Below are 16,855 nucleotides of genomic sequence, written 5' to 3'. Positions count from 1 at the left end.
GCCTCATGACCGATATTAAACCTCTTGCCCTGCGCGCCCTGAAACTGATGGATTTAACCACCCTGAATGACGACGACACCGACGCAAAAGTGATTGCCCTTTGTCATCAGGCTAAATCCCCGGCAGGCAATACCGCCGCCATCTGTATCTATCCGCGCTTTATTCCGATTGCGCGTAAAACGCTGCGCGAGCAGGGTACGCCGGAGATCCGCATCGCCACGGTGACCAACTTCCCGCACGGCAATGACGACATCGATATTGCACTGGCAGAAACCCGTGCCGCCATCGCCTACGGTGCGGATGAAGTGGATGTGGTGTTCCCGTACCGCGCGCTGATCGCCGGTAACAGCCAGGTTGGTTTCGATCTGGTAAAAGCCTGTAAAACCGCCTGCGCTGAAGCGGACGTGCTGCTGAAAGTCATCATCGAAACCGGTGAGCTGAAGGAAGAAGCGCTGATCCGTCAGGCTTCTGAGATTGCCATCGATGCAGGTGCTGACTTCATTAAAACCTCCACCGGTAAAGTACCGGTTAACGCCACGCCGGAAGTGGCGCAGATCATGATGAATGTGATCCGTGACAAAGGCGTCAGCCAGCATGTTGGTTTTAAACCGGCGGGCGGCGTGCGCACCGCTGAAGATGCCGCGATCTATCTGCAGATGGCAGAAGAGACGCTGGGTGCTGACTGGGCTGATGCGCGCCATTTCCGCTTTGGTGCATCAAGCCTGCTGGCGAGCCTGCTCAACACCCTGGGTCATGACAGCGACACCAGCAAAGCGGGTTACTGATCCCTCAGGCGGTCGCTGACCGCCTGTTCTCCATCCTGATTTCCCTGAACCAGGGGGCTACTTTGTTCCTGCCACAAGAAATTATTCGAAAGAAACGTGACGGCCAGGCGCTGACTGAAGAGGAGATTCGCTTCTTCATTAACGGCGTGCGTGATAACACCGTCTCGGAAGGTCAGATTGCCGCGCTGGCAATGACCATCTGGTTCCATGATATGACGCTGCCGGAGCGGGTTGCGCTGACGATGGCGATGCGTGATTCCGGTACGGTACTTAACTGGAAATCACTCAACCTCAACGGGCCGGTGGTGGATAAGCACTCGACCGGCGGCGTTGGTGATGTGACATCGCTGATGTTAGGGCCGATGGTCGCCGCCTGTGGCGGATATGTGCCGATGATCTCCGGTCGTGGCCTGGGTCATACCGGCGGTACGCTGGATAAACTGGAAGCGATTCCGGGCTTCGATATTTTCCCCAGTGATGACCGTTTCCGCGACATCATCAAGCAGGTCGGTGTGGCGATTATCGGCCAGACCAGCTCGCTGGCGCCGGCAGATAAGCGTTTCTACGCCACGCGTGACATCACCGCCACCGTCGATTCTATTCCGCTAATCACCGCCTCGATTCTGGCCAAGAAGCTGGCAGAAGGGCTGGATGCACTGGTGATGGATGTCAAAGTGGGTTCCGGCGCATTTATGCCAACCTATGAAGCGTCAGAAAGTCTGGCGCAGTCGATTGTTGGCGTCGCCAATGGCGCAGGCTGCCAGACCACCGCACTGCTGACGGATATGAATCAGGTACTTGCCTCGTCAGCCGGTAACGCGCTGGAAGTGCGCGAAGCGGTCCGCTTCCTGACCGGTGAACAGCGGAATCCGCGCCTGTTGGACGTGACGCTGGCGCTCTGTAGCGAAATGCTGATCTCCGGCAAACTCGCCGCCAGCGACACCGACGCGCGTCAGAAACTGATGACAGTGCTGGATAACGGCAAAGCAGCCGAGGTGTTTGGTCGCATGGTCGCTGCCCAGCAGGGACCTGCCGATTTCGTTGAACGCTACGACGCTTATCTGCCCGCGCCAATGCTGAGCAAACCGGTCTATGCCGACCAGCCAGGCATCGTCAGCAGCATGGATACCCGTGCGCTGGGTCTGGCGGTGGTGGCGATGGGCGGCGGACGTCAGCGCGCCAGCGACAGCATCGATTACAGCGTTGGCTTCAGCGAAATGATCACCCTGGGCGAACGTGCCGATGCACAACGTCCGCTGGCGGTCATTCACGCCAGCAGCGAAGACAAATGGCAGCAGGCCGCCGCAGCGGTTAAAGCTGCGCTGGTGCTCGGGGATTCCGCCCCGGCTGAGACGCCGGTTGTCTATCGCCGTGTGAGCGATCTCAGCTAACTGACCAGTAACCGGTGCCAGCCACGATGCATTCGGGTATACTGATCTGATCGCTTTTTTTTGACTTGTCACGCGCCAATGCGCAGGAGACTTGCATGAAACGTGCTTTTATTATGGTTCTCGATTCCTTTGGAATTGGCTCCAGTAAAGATGCCGATAAATTCGGCGACGCAGGTTCAGATACCCTGGGTCATATCGCCGAAGCCTGTTTTAACGGTGAAGCAGACAAGGGACGTAAAGGTCCATTGCATCTGCCTAATCTCACCGCGCTGGGGCTGGGTAAAGCCGCCGAGCTGTCGACCGGCCGCTTCCCGGCGGGTCTGGATCCTGAGGCAAAAATCACCGGCGCGTACGCTTACGCCAGTGAGCTTTCGTCAGGTAAAGATACGCCGTCAGGCCACTGGGAGATCGCCGGTGTGCCGGTGCTGTTTGACTGGGGCTACTTCAGCGACAAAGAGAACAGCTTCCCGCAGGAACTGCTGGACAAGCTGGTAGCGCGCGCCGACCTGCCGGGTTATCTCGGTAACTGCCACTCTTCAGGTACGGTGATCCTTGACCAGCTGGGCGAAGAGCATATGAAAACCGGCAAGCCGATTTTCTATACCTCTGCGGACTCCGTGTTCCAGATCGCCTGTCACGAAGAGACCTTTGGTCTGGATCGACTCTATGCGCTGTGCGAAATCGCCCGTGAAGAGCTGACTGAAGGTGGCTACAACATTGGCCGGGTTATTGCCCGTCCGTTTGTGGGTGACAAAGCGGGTCAGTTCGAGCGCACCGGCAATCGTCACGATCTGGCAGTCGAGCCGCCATCCGCCACCATGCTGAAAAAGCTGGTGGATGAGAAGGGCGGTCACGTGATCTCCGTGGGTAAAATCGCCGATATCTATGCTGAGCAGGGCATTACCAAAAAGGTCAAAGCGACCGGTCTGGATGCGCTGTTTGACGCGACGATTCAGGAGATGAAAACTGCGCCGGATCAGGCGATTGTTTTTACCAACTTCGTTGATTTCGACTCCACCTGGGGACATCGCCGTGATGTCGCCGGTTATGCGGGTGGGCTGGAGCTGTTTGACCGTCGTCTGCCTGAGCTGATGGAGTTGGTCGGAGAAGATGACATCCTGATTCTGACCGCTGACCACGGCTGTGATCCGACCTGGGAAGGCACGGAGCACACGCGTGAGCACATTCCGATTCTGATCTACGGACCAAAAGTGGAGCCGGGTTCACTCGGATACCGCGAAACGTTTGCCGATATTGGTCAGACAATTGCACACTATTTTGGCCTGTCCGAGATGGACTATGGCAAGAACATGCTGTAAATCAGCAATTTAATAAGGATTAAACAATGGCAACTCCACATATTAATGCTGAAATGGGCGATTTTGCAGACGTTGTACTGATGCCTGGCGATCCGCTGCGCGCAAAACACATCGCAGAAACCTTTCTGGAAAACGCGGTTGAAGTGAATAACGTGCGCGGCATGCTGGGCTACACCGGTACTTACAAAGGCCGTAAAGTCTCTGTGATGGGTCACGGAATGGGTATCCCTTCCTGCTCCATCTACACCAAAGAGCTGATTACGGACTTCGGCGTGAAAAAAATCATCCGTGTGGGCTCCTGTGGTGCCGTACGTGCCGACGTAAAACTGCGTGATATCGTGATTGGTATGGGTGCCTGCACCGATTCCAAAGTGAACCGTATGCGTTTCAAAGATCACGACTTCGCGGCGATTGCTGACTTCGACATGGTGCGTAACGCGGTTGATGCGGCGAAAAACCTGGGTGTTGAAGCGCGCGTGGGTAACATCTTCTCTGCCGATCTCTTCTACACGCCGGATCCGCAGATGTTCGACGTAATGGAAAAATATGGCATCCTCGGCGTTGAGATGGAAGCTGCAGGTATCTACGGTGTGGCCGCTGAGTTCGGTGCAAAAGCGCTGACCATCTGTACCGTATCAGACCATATCCGTACGCACGAGCAGACGACGGCTGCTGAGCGTCAGACAACCTTCAACGACATGATCAAAATTGCGCTGGAGTCTGTCCTGCTGGGTGATTAATGCACGCGGCGGGTGACGATTCCCGCCCGCTGGCCAATCGCCTGTTCAGATCCTCCCTGACCGGAGGATCTGAGTTCCCGCCTCGCTTTCCCGGTAACATTCACATCAAATGACACACTTTTGCTGAGGCTTGTGCATCTTCGCGCTGGCACGCCTGCGATCGCGCTTTATCATGGTGCGCAACGACAGATAATAATTAATCGCCTGATAATGTCCCCTGATGAACTTTCGTAACTTCGACGCTGAAGAGAAGCTGTTTGCCCGTCGCGCCGCAATCGCCTTTGCCCTGGTCTGTCTCTGTTTCACCCTTCTTGGCGTAAACCTTTTCCGCTTACAGGTGCGCGACCATGCCTACTACCAGACGCGCTCCAACCAGAACGACATCAAGATGATCCCCATTGCCCCGACGCGCGGGCTGATTTATGACCGCAACGGTATTCCACTGGTGCGCAACGTCAGCTGGTATGCCATCACGCTAACGCCTTATAAAATCGACGATATGGACGCCACGCTGCGGGCGCTGACGCCGATCGTAAATCTGACACCCGATGAGATTGACACTTTCCGCCGTGCGCTGAAGCAGACCAGCCGTTACAAGCCGGTCGTGCTGAAAGAGGAGCTGACCGAAGAGCAGGTCGCCCGCTTTGCGGTCAATCAGTTCCGCTTTACCGGTGCCAGCATTGAGACCTACCAGGATCGTGAATATCCCTATGGAGCCGATCTGGCCCATGTGATCGGTTATGTCTCGAAAATCAACGATAACGACTACAAACGACTGAATGCGGAAGGTATCGCCGAAAACTATGCGGCTGACCACAACATCGGCAAGCAGGGGATTGAGGGCTATTACGAAGCGCAACTGCATGGCAAGCCGGGCTATCGGGAAGTAGAAGTGGATAACCATGGCCGCATTGTGCGAGTGCTGAAAGAGGTGCCGCCGGTCGCGGGTAAAAACCTGACGCTGACGCTGGATCTGCATCTGCAACAGTATGTGGAGAGCCTGCTGGCAGGGCAGCGTGCGGCGCTGCTGATTGAGGATCCGCACGACGGCTCCGTGCTGGCGATGGTCTCCAGTCCCAGCTACGACCCGAATCCGTTTGTGAAAGGCATCAGCTATCAGGCTTACAAAAAGCTGCTGCAGGATAAAGACCTGCCGCTGATCAACCGCGTCACGCAGGGACTCTATCCGCCCGCCTCGACGGTGAAGCCTTATATGGCGATGTCGGCGCTGCTGACTCATGTGATTACGCCACAGTCGCAGTTCTTTGGTGCGCCGACCTGGACTTTACCGGGCACGGACCGGCGCTATCGCGACTGGAAGAAAACCGGACACGGCATGCTGGATGTCACCCGCGCGATAGAAGAGTCGGCCGACACCTTCTTCTATCAGGTGGCTTTCATGATGGGCATTGACCGGATTCACACCATGCTCAGCCAGTTTGGCTATGGTAAATCGACCGGCATCGACCTCAATGAGGAGTACAACGGTTTGCTGCCAGGCCGTGAATGGAAACTGAAGGTGCATAAAAAAGCCTGGTATCAGGGCGATACGGTTTCAGTTGGCATTGGTCAGGGCTACTGGATTGCGACACCGATTCAGATGGTGAAAGCGATGGTCGCGCTGATCAATAACGGTCGGGTCATCGCACCGCATCTGCTGGAGAAAACCCAGCGCGGCACGCTGGTGGAGAACTACCATCCACAGCAGCACGAGGCACAGATTGGCGATCCTCACTCACCCTACTGGTCGCTGGTGCGTCACGCGATGTTTGGCATGGCTAACGCACCAAACGGCACCGGTTATAAATATTTCCATACGGCGCCTTATGGCATCGCCGCGAAAAGCGGGACGTCGCAGGTGTTCAGCCTGCGTCAGAACCAGACTTATAACGCGAAGATGATCCCGGTGCGGCTGCGTGACCATATCTTCTATACCGCCTTTGCGCCGTTTGATGACCCGAAAGTGGCTGTGGCGTTGATTCTGGAGAATGGTGGCGGGGAAGGGGTAACGGCTGCGCCCGTGATGCGGGATATTCTGGACCATATCTTTATCCCGCCAGTACCAGACGCGCCGGTGCAGGGCACACCTGATAAATAGGGGGCGAGCGCCCCCGCAGAATGTCAGACTTTAAGCGTCTTGGTCACCTGGCCGATGGCGCGCACCACGTCCGTTGCGCCTTCACGGATTTCTGCAATCACGCCGCCCGCCTCCTGAGCCAGCTGTACGCCCTGATCGGCACGTTTCAGGTTCGACTCAATACCTTTCAGCGCCCGGCTGGCCAGCAGATGATTTTGCTGAATCCGGTTTTCGATGTCGGTCGTGGCGCGGTTAATGTTGGCTGCCAGCGTGCGGACTTCGTTAGCCACCACCGCAAAGCTACGGCCATGGGTGCCGGCCCTTGCTGCTTCAATGGCGGCATTCAGCGCCAGCAGGTTAGTCTGATCGGCGATCCGACGGATGCCTTCCACAATTGCGCCGATACGATCGGAGGACTCACTCAGGCCGGTAATATCACCGGAGATCCCCTGCAATTCGCCCGCCAGCGCATTCATAGTCTGCACGCTGCTGGCGATAACATCGGCACCCAGCTTTGTGCTTTCATCCGTTTGCAGCGCGGTGTGATAAGCCCGCTGTGCCGCATCATGCTCCTGCTGATTCTTTTCCACCTGTGCCGTCACATCCGTGGCGAATTTGACGATTTTGTAGAGCCGGCCCTGCTCGTCAAATACCGGATTGTAGGTGGCGCGCAGCCAGACCGTCTCGCCACGTTTATTCACCCGGGGAAACTGACCCGAGACAAATTCACCCCGGTTCAGTTGCTGCCAGAACTCGCTATATTCGCGGCTGTCGCGTACAGCCTGCGAACAGAAGTGACGGTGGTGGATCCCTTCTACCTCCTCACGACGGTAGCCCATGGTTTTCAGGAAGTTGTCGTTGGCTTTAAGCACTTCACCTTTGAGGTTAAAGGCGATCACCGCCATTGACCGTTCAATGGCGGTGGTGATGGCGCGCTGCTCCTGTGCATCGTTGATATGACCTGTAATGTCGGTGGCCAGTTTGACGATTTTAATTACCCGGCCATGGCGGTTTTGCACCGGCACATAGTTGGCTTCGAGCCAGATTGGGCGGCTGTTTTTCGCCATACGCAGAAATTTATCGCTGAAACTTTCGCCCCGGTTCAGTCGCAGCCAGAAATCCTGATAGTCCCGCGACTGAAGCTGTTCCGGCGTACAAAACAGGCTGTGGTGCTGGCCTTCAATCTCTGTCAGCGTGTAGCCCATGCGCGCCAGAAACAGCGCATTGGCGCTGAGAATGGTGCCATCGGGGGAGAACTCAACCATGGCGATGGAGCCGTTGAGTGAGCTCAGCGTGGCCGCTGAGTGTGCCCGCTTCTGCCAGCCGTGGCGTGAAGCGATACCTGATGTAATGGTGGAAAACATGACGATCCTTATTATTAGTGTTGGTCTCGCCTCCTATATCGGCAAAATCGCGGCACAATGGAGCTTTTACCGCTCTGCTGACTAAAATTTACCCGGTCAGACACGACATTTTTGCATCAGGTCAAACCCGATATTTGAGTTGATGGAAAAGCCGTCAGTCGATGTGATTTTGGTGAAAAGCGTTTGACGCTGCCGGGCCGCTTTGGTTTAATGCGCCCCGTTGCCCGAATAGCTCAGTCGGTAGAGCAGGGGATTGAAAATCCCCGTGTCCCTGGTTCGATTCCGGGTTCGGGCACCATCTTTAAAGAACCCGCCTCTGGCGGGTTTTTGCGTTTAGAGGCGAACCCGTTATCGACGGTTCGATTCACTCGCCACATCCTGTGGGTCGCGCTGGCACGCGATGCAAAAATGCTCCCGGCATTTTTGTCCGGGTTCGGGCACCATCTTTAAAGAACCCGCCTCTGGCGGGTTTTTGCGTTTTGAGGCGAACCCGTTATCGACGGTTCGATTCACTCGCCACATCCTGTGACTCCATAATTTGAAACCCTCGCTTCGGCGGGGGTTTTTGCGTTTAAAGACAATACTTAGCGAATGTATGCCTCTGCGCTGATTTCAGCGTTAATCTGCACTTCGCGAGCCAACAGATTCGTCGTAAGCAGATAAAGAACGACTGCGCTATGGGGCCGTTTTTCGTACGGCCCGGCCTGGAAGAACCTAATTGATTGTTCGTTTTTTGTTCGATTGTTGAAATGAGATACAAGATTTATGAATGTTGCTAAGGCATGCTTAAAACGTCTAAGACAAGGCATAAAAGGGTATTTATAAAAATAAGGGAGTTAACTGTGGAACAGATTGAAACATAAATTTCTCAGCACATTAATGGATTACCAGAGTCGCTGATCAACTATTTTAAAAACGACTATGAAGCACACCAAGGGCATACGATAGTGTTGGCCGTAATGCTATTCGTGAAGAAGGGAAATATATTCCTGCCTTTTTCGACAGCCCAGGTGTCCTGAAATTTCTTTCCCGAATTACCGGTGAGGAAATTTATCGCGTACCTTACGAGCCTGAAGAATTTATCATCAATTCCCAAAATAAAAGTGGCGATACTCATGGCTGGCATTGGGATGACTATTCGTATGCTTTAGTATGGGTAATTGATGAGCCTGATGTGCTTTCAGGCGCCCGGGTTGAATTTATCCCGCGCATTCCCTGGAAGAAAGAGAATACAAGAGAGTGGATTAAAAAGACGCTGGCTGAATATCCGGTTATTAGTCGTCATGTTGCTCGTGGCCAGTGTTACCTGCTAAGGGCCAGGGATGCTCTTCATCGTATAGCGCCGTTAACGCAGGAATCTCGTCGCACAGTTATCGTTTTTACGTATGCAAATGAGCTGGACTTTAACGACGCATCGCTGACACATGATTCAATGGAAGAGATTTATCCACAAGATACAGCTCAATAAAAAATAGTAAGAATAATGGAGGGTACAATGTCAGCAGGTGGCATGAACGATAAAACAGGATTTCCTGTGTTTTTTACAGAAGTGCCCAATAATCTCGGTCGCTATCAGGACTATACTTTCGCATCAGAAAAATTTGCTAATTTGTTCCCTCCATCTGAATACGCGTCTGTATTAGATATATGCTGCGGCATAGGAAAAATGAGTCATGCTTTATTTCTTCAGGGGTATAAAGTGACTGCCATAGATTTATCTTCTGAACAAATTGAAATAGCAAAAAAGGATGCCTCAGGCCCAGGTTATTACCAGGCTGATATGAAAGATAATCCCGGTAAAAATTACGACCTGTTAATTAATATATATAAAAGTTTCGGGTACTACACCACTGAGGCAGAAGATCTGTCACTTTTCAGATACTGGTATGGGTTATTACGTCCGGGCGGTGTTCTTGTAATGGAACTTGCTGATATGGAAAGAGCAAGAAATTGAATTAATGCAGAGGGCGTTTTAGTCCGGGAAGATAATGGCGTTACGGAATATCTTCATATGGATTGGAATAAGAGACTGCTTAGGGTTGATTATCATAATCAATCCCAGCACTGGAGTTGCCTCACAAGGCTCTATGAGAAAGAAATGCTCAGAGATGAGTTATTAAATGCAGGCTTTGAAAGCGTGTCGTTATAGGGTGATTTCTCTTTGAAGAAAAAAGAGAAAGACGACAATCTGGTTATCATTGCACGTAAAGGATTAAAATGAAAAGATACATCTGTATTGTTGATGCGTATTCTACAGGTGCTGAGTTAGCGCCTGTTTTCAAAAAAGATGGCTGGACTTGCATTCATATTCAATCATCCCCGGAGATTCCACTGGAATATCATCAAACATTCAGACATGAAACCTTTGATTTCCTGATTTCGCCGGGTGATGAATCTCACAGTGATTTTTTGAGGATAGCCGAAGAACTTAAGCAACTGTCGCCAGAATATATTATACCTGGAACCGAAACCGGTGTTTATATCGCAGACCTCCTGTCTTCGTTAGTGGGTACCCCCGGGAATTCAATAGACACCAGTGCTTTGCGTCGCAATAAATATGCAATGCAGGAGGCCTTAAAATCAGGGGGAATCAGCTCTATACCTCAGTTTTTAACCGACTCTGTTGAACAGGCAAAGAAATGGGCTGGTGAGCTGAATAAGTGGCCTGTCGTCGTCAAACCCGTGGATAGCGCTGGAGCGGATAGTGTTCGCTTTTGCAACACGGTTGATGAAGTACAGAATGCCTTTAATAAAATATATGGTAAAAAAAATAAATTAGGTTTAAAAAATAGCACTGTTCTTTTGCAGGAACGCCTTATCGGAAGGCAATATATTGTCAATGCGGTCAGCATCAATGGACAGCATCTGATTACAGAGATATGGTCTGATGATAAAAAGGAAGTTGAGAATGCATCGCTGATCTGTGAAAGGGAAATTCTTCTGCCTTACTCGGGTGAAGTACAGGATCAGCTTGTCAGATATATGGAAAAAGCGCTGACTCTTCTCGGTATCGCCAATGGCCCGTCTCATAGTGAAGTAATGATGACGGAATCCGGGCCTGTGCTTATTGAAACCGCTGCCCGAATGCAGGGAACTATCATGCACAACGCGGTTGTGTCTGCATTGGGATATAGCCATGTCACACTTACTGCCGAACGTTATGTGAAACCTGAACGTTTTGCTGCCAGGCTTGGAAAGAATTATATGCTCAAAACTCAGCTGCAATGTATTACACTGGCTTCAGAATTTGAGGGTGTGGTTAAAGTTAATAATTGCGAAAAATTGCTTAAGTTACTCCCATCCTATTTCGGCATGATGCACACGCCAGATGCAGGCGAGAATATATACAGGACGACGGATCTTTTTACTAATCCAGGTGTTATTTACTTGTGTCATGAAGATGAAAAGCAAATTGACAGTGATCATGCAAAGATCAGAATTTATGAAAAAGAAGGTAAACTTTTTGATTTAGCCTGAGAATAATATGAATAATAAAAATTATCTTTTTGGTCTATTGATGGTCTTCCTCTATAATTTTCTTGATGCTGGAAAGGAGGTTTATTCGGGATTCCTTGTTCAGGATAATCATCCTTTAAGCATCACTTTTATTGTCTTTTCAATTGGAATGCTCTTTTTTCAGTCTTATGGTGTTATTTTTAACCGAAGGAATTATGTTTCTACGGTGCGATTTTTTGCACCCGTAGTAATTTTAAATATTACTACAGCGGGTTCCTGGATAACATTTTTCTATTGCATGAAGTGTCTTGAGCCCGCGGTGGCGTCTGCTATTATAACAGGCGTAGCACCGTTAATGATTATTTTCATTGCACCAATGTTTTTTAAAAATGAATCTCATCAATACAAAGCTATATATATTTCCGGGATTACTGTTTGTTCTCTTTGGCTCGCTCTGATTAGTTTGCATCAGGGCCGGTTTATCTATAACTATTCTTCATCAGACGTTATGGCTGGCGTGATGATGGCGGTGCTCTGCTCTGTCTTCAGTATCTTCTCTAATATTTTTAGCAGAAAACTGAGTGACAAAGGTTGCTTACCCTCTTCGATCATGGCACATCGCTTTTACATTACAGTATTTATAACAATGAGTTATAGCATGGATTCATTTGGTTATAGTGCGATAGGTGAAACCCTGTCACCGGGTATAGTCATCCTTGCTATATGTGGCGTGGTTATACCACTTTGGTGTCTGCAGTACGGCATAAAATCTTTACCCCCTGCCAGAGTTATGGTTTTTATTTCTGTAAATCCGATTTTTACTTTCATTTTTCAGTTATTTGACCCGAGATTATCGCCATCACTTTCCTCACTTGTTGCAATTCTGTTAATATTTTTCTTCTCTCTTGCATCAGAGATATGGGGCGTAAAGACGAAAGGAAAGGTTGAATCAGATGGGTATCACGATATATCGGAAGATCGCCGGAATTGAGGTCACATTATCAGACAGCACCAATCATATTTTTCCAAAGCACTCTCATGATGAGTTCTACATTGGTGCTAATGTCTCGGGAAGAGAAAAGATTTGGTTAGATGGAAAAAATGCTGAGGCCAGTGTTGATGAGATAACCATTTATAATCCAGGTCAGATTCAGGCTGCTGAGCCTACACCCTATGAATGGTACTACTACAGCTTTTATGTTTCCCCCGAGTCAATGATGGAATTTACCGGTCTCGATTGTGATGATCATTTCAAAAAAAACATTATTGCAGCGCCTGATGTGGCAGCGGAAATACGTCAGGTCGCTGCATTTGCACTCGATCGCCACACGTCAGATTGCGAGATTAACGAACGCGTGGCGAGTGTTCTGCAATCAGTGCTTTCTCGGTCAGGCACACATCCGCATATCGCGATAAAAACAACAGATAAAACTGTCGTTGATTATGTGGTAACGAGACTAATGGATGATTTTCATTTTCCTCCTACGCTTCAAATGTTGGCAAATGAAACAGGCGTCTCACCCGTCAAACTGGTCAGAATGTTTACTAACGTTAAGGGACTTCCGCCTTTTGCATGGATTAAAGGAGCACGATTGCGTCAAGGTAAGAATATGATTATTCAGGGGAAAGCTATATCTGACATTTCAGCTCAATTAGGTTTCACCGACCAGGCACATTTCACGCGAAATTTTAAAAGCATGTTCGGGGTTACGCCTGGTCAACTTTATAAGCTCGCACAATAAAGATGCTGTGAGGGCGTTAACTTAATTAAGCTTTTTAGCATAGTCAGAATTACGCTGAGCCAGCGTCTGACAGGACACAATCCTGCAGCGCTGCCTTACTATCCTTTCTCTTTGTTTATTTTGCTGTTTCATCTGCTCCTGACGTCCTTAATCCGTAAACCTGACTCACCCGGCAAGGCACCGCCACTGTGGGGTTTAACCGCGGCAGGCTGTGACACGTAAGGTAATCGGGTTCCTGGTCTGGCGTAGCCGCGGGTTATGCACAGCGCCTTGCTGCGGTCAGTGGAATGTAATACCGATGTACTCACTACTGCCTGAAGATTCTGATTTTCACCGCTCTCCGGCCCATTGCTTGTCTCAATTTACAACGATACAAACAGATTTCATGGCGAAATCAATTTGCCGCTTCGCCTCTGTGCTGCATTGCCAGACTGGCACCGCCTGATATCCTGTCCAGCCTGCAATTGACCGTGGCTAATCGTGTTTTATAAGCCACCCTTTACAGAATCATCCTGACAGGCACAATACCCCTTTTTACCCCTCTTACATGGTTATGTCAGAAGAAGCGCTGCGTCTGCAAATACAGAACCTGAAAAAGCACAATGCGCGTCTGAAGCGTATAGCGCATGATGCCCGCACTAAACTCAATGCGGCGCTGGATGGCACCGGACTGTTTCTGTGGCAGCTCGATATTCCCAGCGGCAAGCTGGTGATCTTTAACCGGCGCTGGGGCGCGATGCTCGGCTTCCAGCCAAAAGAGACCGACGCCAACTTCGAATCGTGGAAAGAGAGCCTGCATCCCGATGACGCCGCCGAGGTTTTGCGAGCGTTTAACGATCACATTGCCGGAAGAGCGCCTTACTACGAAGCGCTGCATCGCATGATCGCCAAAAATGGCAGTATCACGTGGGTGCTGGATCGCGGTCGGGTCAGTGAGTGGAACGCGCACGGCGAGCCGGTTAAAGTCATTGGCACTCACATCGACATGACCAAAGAGAAGCAATATGAAGAGCAGCTCGCCCTGCTGGCGCTGCACGATCCTCTTACGCTGCTCAACAATCGCCATGCTCTGCAAAATGATTTCTGTGAAATGAAAGCGCAGGGGCCGCTCTGCGTTGTTTTTATTGATCTGGATAACTTTAAAAACGTCAACGACACCCTGGGGCATCGCAGCGGTGATGAAGTGTTAATTCAGTTAAGTCAGCGATTGACTGATCTTTCCCCGGCAGAGGTGATCATCGGCCGGCTTGGCGGCGATGAATTCGTCCTGCTAATGCCGTTTGCACTAAGCGAGCCGCAGGTCAGACAGCTGGCGCATGCCTGCCTTGACGCGGTACTTACCCCTTTTGATTTGGCTAACGGGCAAGCGCACATAGGCGCGTCAGTAGGCGTGTCACAGGTTCGGGTAAAAGATGACTTTGATACCGCCCTGGCACGGGCTGATGAAGCCATGTACCGCATTAAGAAAAATGGCAAACGCGGTGTGGCCTTTGCGCCCGCTTTCCCGGATTCCTTCTGATACTGCTCTACTGGACCGGACAGCAGCCTGGCCTGCTGTTAGTACGTCATCTTATCTCTCGTCCCGGCTACCTTTAATCCATAATTTTGAGCCTTGCCTTTGGCGCGACGTGCGATAAAGCAGTAGTAACCGACAAAAAAAGGTTTTTCGTATTATTCTTAATTATGGTTTTTAGAAGCAAATTGCCTCGCTTTTTCCGCTTCGCTTACCTGGTATTACCACTCCAGAATCAGAAGTGTCATTTGAATTAAAACTCTCGTTAAAACAGCATAACTGATCATTTAATGATCAATTTCAGCTATTTTAAGCGGGTGGATTTAACTCTTTACGCTTCGCTTATTTATAACGTCATGAAAAACTAAATTAGTGTTATTTGCCGCTTCGCTTAGGGAATTTGATCGTTTGTTGATCATCTTCACTAACTGATATTGATGTGGTTTTCTCAGTACCGCTTCGGTTACTATTTTTTCAATTGGACATTTTTCGAAAATGATCGATTAATAGGGCGCGGCGATTTTTGTAAGCAATCTTTTTTACGCCGTATCCCTTTTTTAAATAGTACAGAGCGATAGTTGAAAGGCGTTACCAATCCGGATGAAGTTTGTACTGTCAATAAGGTGATGCTGTAACAGATTTTTATTTGTCTTTCTTGATCGGTCCGATTTTCTGTCTACATTTATGTTGCTGAATCGGCCTGATGAAGCATTAACTGTGCAAATTCTGATTTCAACTTCAAAGAGGAACACAGAATGACTCAATATCGCGGTGGGGCCGGAAATTTTGCGGCTGATAAGGAGCGTGCTGCGGAAGCAGGACGCAAGGGCGGTCAGAAAAGCGGCGGGAATTTTAAGAACGATCCCGAACGTGCCATTGAAGCCGGACGCAAGGGAGGTAAGGTAAGCCGCAGAAGCTAAACGCTTTTAAGGTCGCTGTAACAGCAGTTTAATGCGTTTGCCGGGCTGTGCAGATTCTCTTTTCATTAGCCTGCAAGATAATTACCTCCTGAATTATGTCGCTGATTTATCATCGGCACAGAGAGACACCGTTAATTAAACCGGTTGGGATTTCCCTGCCGGTTTTTTATTTTCTATCGTTTAAAGTTATACGAATTAATAAAGTCCTGTACAACTAAGTTTTAAATGGCGCTTTTTTCATGCACATAATCTGAAAAAATTTATGCAGCGATTTATTGCTTTGTACAAATTCAACCTGCCTGGCGAAGCCGGAGCCATAAAAAAATTATCCGCTAAATCACTGCTGTGAAAAGGAAAATGCATTTTATATGCTACTTCTGTCTTAAATTCAGGCTGATGAAACGTGCGATATTAAGAATCTCCACTAGACTTTTCAGGTGTCAACGACATGACTGGCGTTGCGTTATTATCGACGCAGCTTTTTAAACAATGAGGCTATCTTATGACAGTGAAAACGTTAAACGATCTGTTCATCCATGACCTATCCGATGTATACAGCGCTGAGAAACAGATAACCCGTGCATTGCCTAAAATGGCGCGCGCAGCCAGTGACGAAAACCTTATCGCTGCGTTCAATCAGCACCTGGAAGAGACCCGTGCTCAGATTGAACGACTTGATGAACTGGTGGAAGTAACACCTGAAGTCAAAATCAAAAGAATGAAATGCCATGCGCTCGAGGGTCTGGTTGAAGAGGCGCAGGAAATTATCGACTCGGTCGAGAAGGGCGAAATCCGCGATCAGGGGCTGATCGGTGCAGCGCAGAAAGTGGAGCACTATGAGATTGCGACTTACGGTACGTTGCATGCGCTGGCGCTGAAGCTGGGTTATACCAAAGCGGCAGAGCTGCTGGCCGCGACTCTGGATGAAGAGAAACAAACCGATGAGAAACTCACCTCGGTAGCCGAAGCTATTACTGTCTCTTAAGGAGTAACACATGACAGCGATCGAACACTATCATGACTGGCTGCGCGATGCGCATGCGATGGAAAAGCAGGCAGAAAGCATGCTGAGCAAGATGTCAGGCCGTCTTGAACACTATCCGGCGCTGGAACAGCGTCTGGCGCAACATCTGGAAGAGACTAAGCATCAGCTGACCCTGCTGGAACAACTGCTCGACAGCCACGGTATCGATCACTCTGTGATGAAAGATGCGATGGGTAAAATGGCGGCGACCGGCCAGGCGGTGGGCGGTATGTTTAACTCAGATGAAGTGGTGAAGGGTGCCATCAGTGGCTACGTTTTTGAGAATGCTGAGATCGCCAGCTACACCAGCCTGATCGCCGCGGCGGAGCAGGTAGGCGATACGCAGGGCGTTCGCATTCTCAACGAGATCCGCGATCAGGAAGTGGCCATGGCGGAGTGGCTGCTGCAGAACCTGCCTGACGTGACTCAGCAGTTCCTGCAACGTGCATCACAGCCGGGCACTGAAGCGAAGAAGTAACGCCTGACAGCCTGCATGAAAAAAGCCGGGAATTGCCCGGCTTTTT

Annotated in this window: 15 protein-coding genes and 1 tRNA gene; 15 read left to right on the top strand and 1 reads right to left on the bottom strand. The window is 50.2% G+C overall.

All coding sequences use genetic code 11. From position 1 onward, the window contains the following. Positions 1 to 5: 5 nt before the first annotated feature. The 5 genes from deoC (at position 6) to mrdA (ending at position 6,333) form a co-directional block, all read left to right on the top strand. Positions 6 to 785 carry a deoxyribose-phosphate aldolase gene (gene deoC / locus N1689_RS14525; RefSeq protein WP_222924991.1) on the top strand — a complete coding sequence of 260 codons (780 nt, stop codon included), beginning with the start codon at positions 6 to 8 and terminating at the stop codon, positions 783 to 785. A gap of 62 nt (positions 786 to 847) precedes the next feature. Continuing rightward, on the top strand, positions 848 to 2,176 hold the full coding sequence (gene deoA, locus N1689_RS14520; protein ID WP_161732695.1) for a thymidine phosphorylase: 1,329 nt from the start codon (positions 848 to 850) through the stop codon (positions 2,174 to 2,176). 95 nt (positions 2,177 to 2,271) lie between these two features. Beyond that, entirely contained in the window at positions 2,272 to 3,495 is a 1,224-nt protein-coding gene (deoB, locus tag N1689_RS14515; protein ID WP_161732693.1) for a phosphopentomutase, read from the top strand. Between the two features lie 26 nt (positions 3,496 to 3,521). Beyond that, entirely contained in the window at positions 3,522 to 4,235 is a 714-nt protein-coding gene (deoD, locus tag N1689_RS14510) for a purine-nucleoside phosphorylase (protein WP_090965956.1), read from the top strand. Between the two features lie 220 nt (positions 4,236 to 4,455). After that, entirely contained in the window at positions 4,456 to 6,333 is a 1,878-nt protein-coding gene (mrdA, locus tag N1689_RS14505) for a penicillin-binding protein 2 (protein ID WP_222924994.1), read from the top strand. A gap of 23 nt (positions 6,334 to 6,356) precedes the next feature. Here the strand turns inward: mrdA and N1689_RS14500 are convergent, their stop codons facing one another. Further along, positions 6,357 to 7,676: a PAS domain-containing methyl-accepting chemotaxis protein gene (locus N1689_RS14500; RefSeq protein ID WP_260059263.1), complete on the bottom strand. Its 1,320-nt coding sequence runs from the start codon at positions 7,674 to 7,676 to the stop codon at positions 6,357 to 6,359. A gap of 222 nt (positions 7,677 to 7,898) precedes the next feature. Here N1689_RS14500 and N1689_RS14495 point away from each other — a divergent pair. The 10 genes from N1689_RS14495 to N1689_RS14450 all read left to right on the top strand — a co-directional run bounded on the left by N1689_RS14495 (position 7,899) and on the right by N1689_RS14450 (position 16,809). After that, positions 7,899 to 7,974, top strand: a tRNA-Phe gene (locus tag N1689_RS14495). An 876-nt stretch (positions 7,975 to 8,850) separates the two neighbouring features. Further along, positions 8,851 to 9,144 (top strand): hypothetical protein, encoded by a 294-nt coding sequence (locus N1689_RS14490; protein ID WP_260059262.1) that lies wholly within the window; start codon positions 8,851 to 8,853, stop codon positions 9,142 to 9,144. A 27-nt stretch (positions 9,145 to 9,171) separates the two neighbouring features. Then, positions 9,172 to 9,630, top strand: coding sequence for a bifunctional 2-polyprenyl-6-hydroxyphenol methylase/3-demethylubiquinol 3-O-methyltransferase UbiG (locus N1689_RS14485; RefSeq protein WP_253420032.1), 459 nt, complete (start codon positions 9,172 to 9,174; stop codon positions 9,628 to 9,630). Between the two features lie 263 nt (positions 9,631 to 9,893). After that, positions 9,894 to 11,153 carry an ATP-grasp domain-containing protein gene (locus N1689_RS14480; RefSeq protein WP_260059261.1) on the top strand — a complete coding sequence of 420 codons (1,260 nt, stop codon included), beginning with the start codon at positions 9,894 to 9,896 and terminating at the stop codon, positions 11,151 to 11,153. A 7-nt stretch (positions 11,154 to 11,160) separates the two neighbouring features. Beyond that, a complete protein-coding gene (locus N1689_RS14475) occupies positions 11,161 to 12,123 on the top strand; it encodes a DMT family transporter (protein WP_260059260.1) in 963 nt (320 codons plus the stop codon). After that, entirely contained in the window at positions 12,086 to 12,874 is a 789-nt protein-coding gene (locus N1689_RS14470; protein WP_260059259.1) for an AraC family transcriptional regulator, read from the top strand. The genes N1689_RS14475 and N1689_RS14470 overlap by 38 nt, the downstream gene beginning before the upstream one ends. Positions 12,875 to 13,427: 553 nt before the next feature. After that, entirely contained in the window at positions 13,428 to 14,393 is a 966-nt protein-coding gene (locus N1689_RS14465) for a sensor domain-containing diguanylate cyclase (protein ID WP_260059258.1), read from the top strand. Between the two features lie 749 nt (positions 14,394 to 15,142). Next, entirely contained in the window at positions 15,143 to 15,307 is a 165-nt protein-coding gene (locus N1689_RS14460; RefSeq protein ID WP_004571242.1) for a general stress protein, read from the top strand. 502 nt (positions 15,308 to 15,809) lie between these two features. Beyond that, positions 15,810 to 16,292, top strand: a complete 483-nt coding sequence (locus tag N1689_RS14455) for a ferritin-like domain-containing protein (protein WP_150015696.1) — start codon at positions 15,810 to 15,812, stop codon at positions 16,290 to 16,292. 10 nt (positions 16,293 to 16,302) lie between these two features. Continuing rightward, positions 16,303 to 16,809, top strand: coding sequence for a ferritin-like domain-containing protein (locus tag N1689_RS14450; RefSeq protein ID WP_136196597.1), 507 nt, complete (start codon positions 16,303 to 16,305; stop codon positions 16,807 to 16,809). The last annotated feature ends 46 nt before the right edge of the window (positions 16,810 to 16,855 follow it).

Source organism: Pantoea sp. XY16 (genome assembly GCF_025153065.1).
GTDB classification, from domain to species: domain Bacteria; phylum Pseudomonadota; class Gammaproteobacteria; order Enterobacterales; family Enterobacteriaceae; genus Pantoea; species Pantoea alfalfae.
Note: the sequence above shows the minus strand (reverse complement) of the source record. Positions and strands in the feature narration are given on the sequence as shown.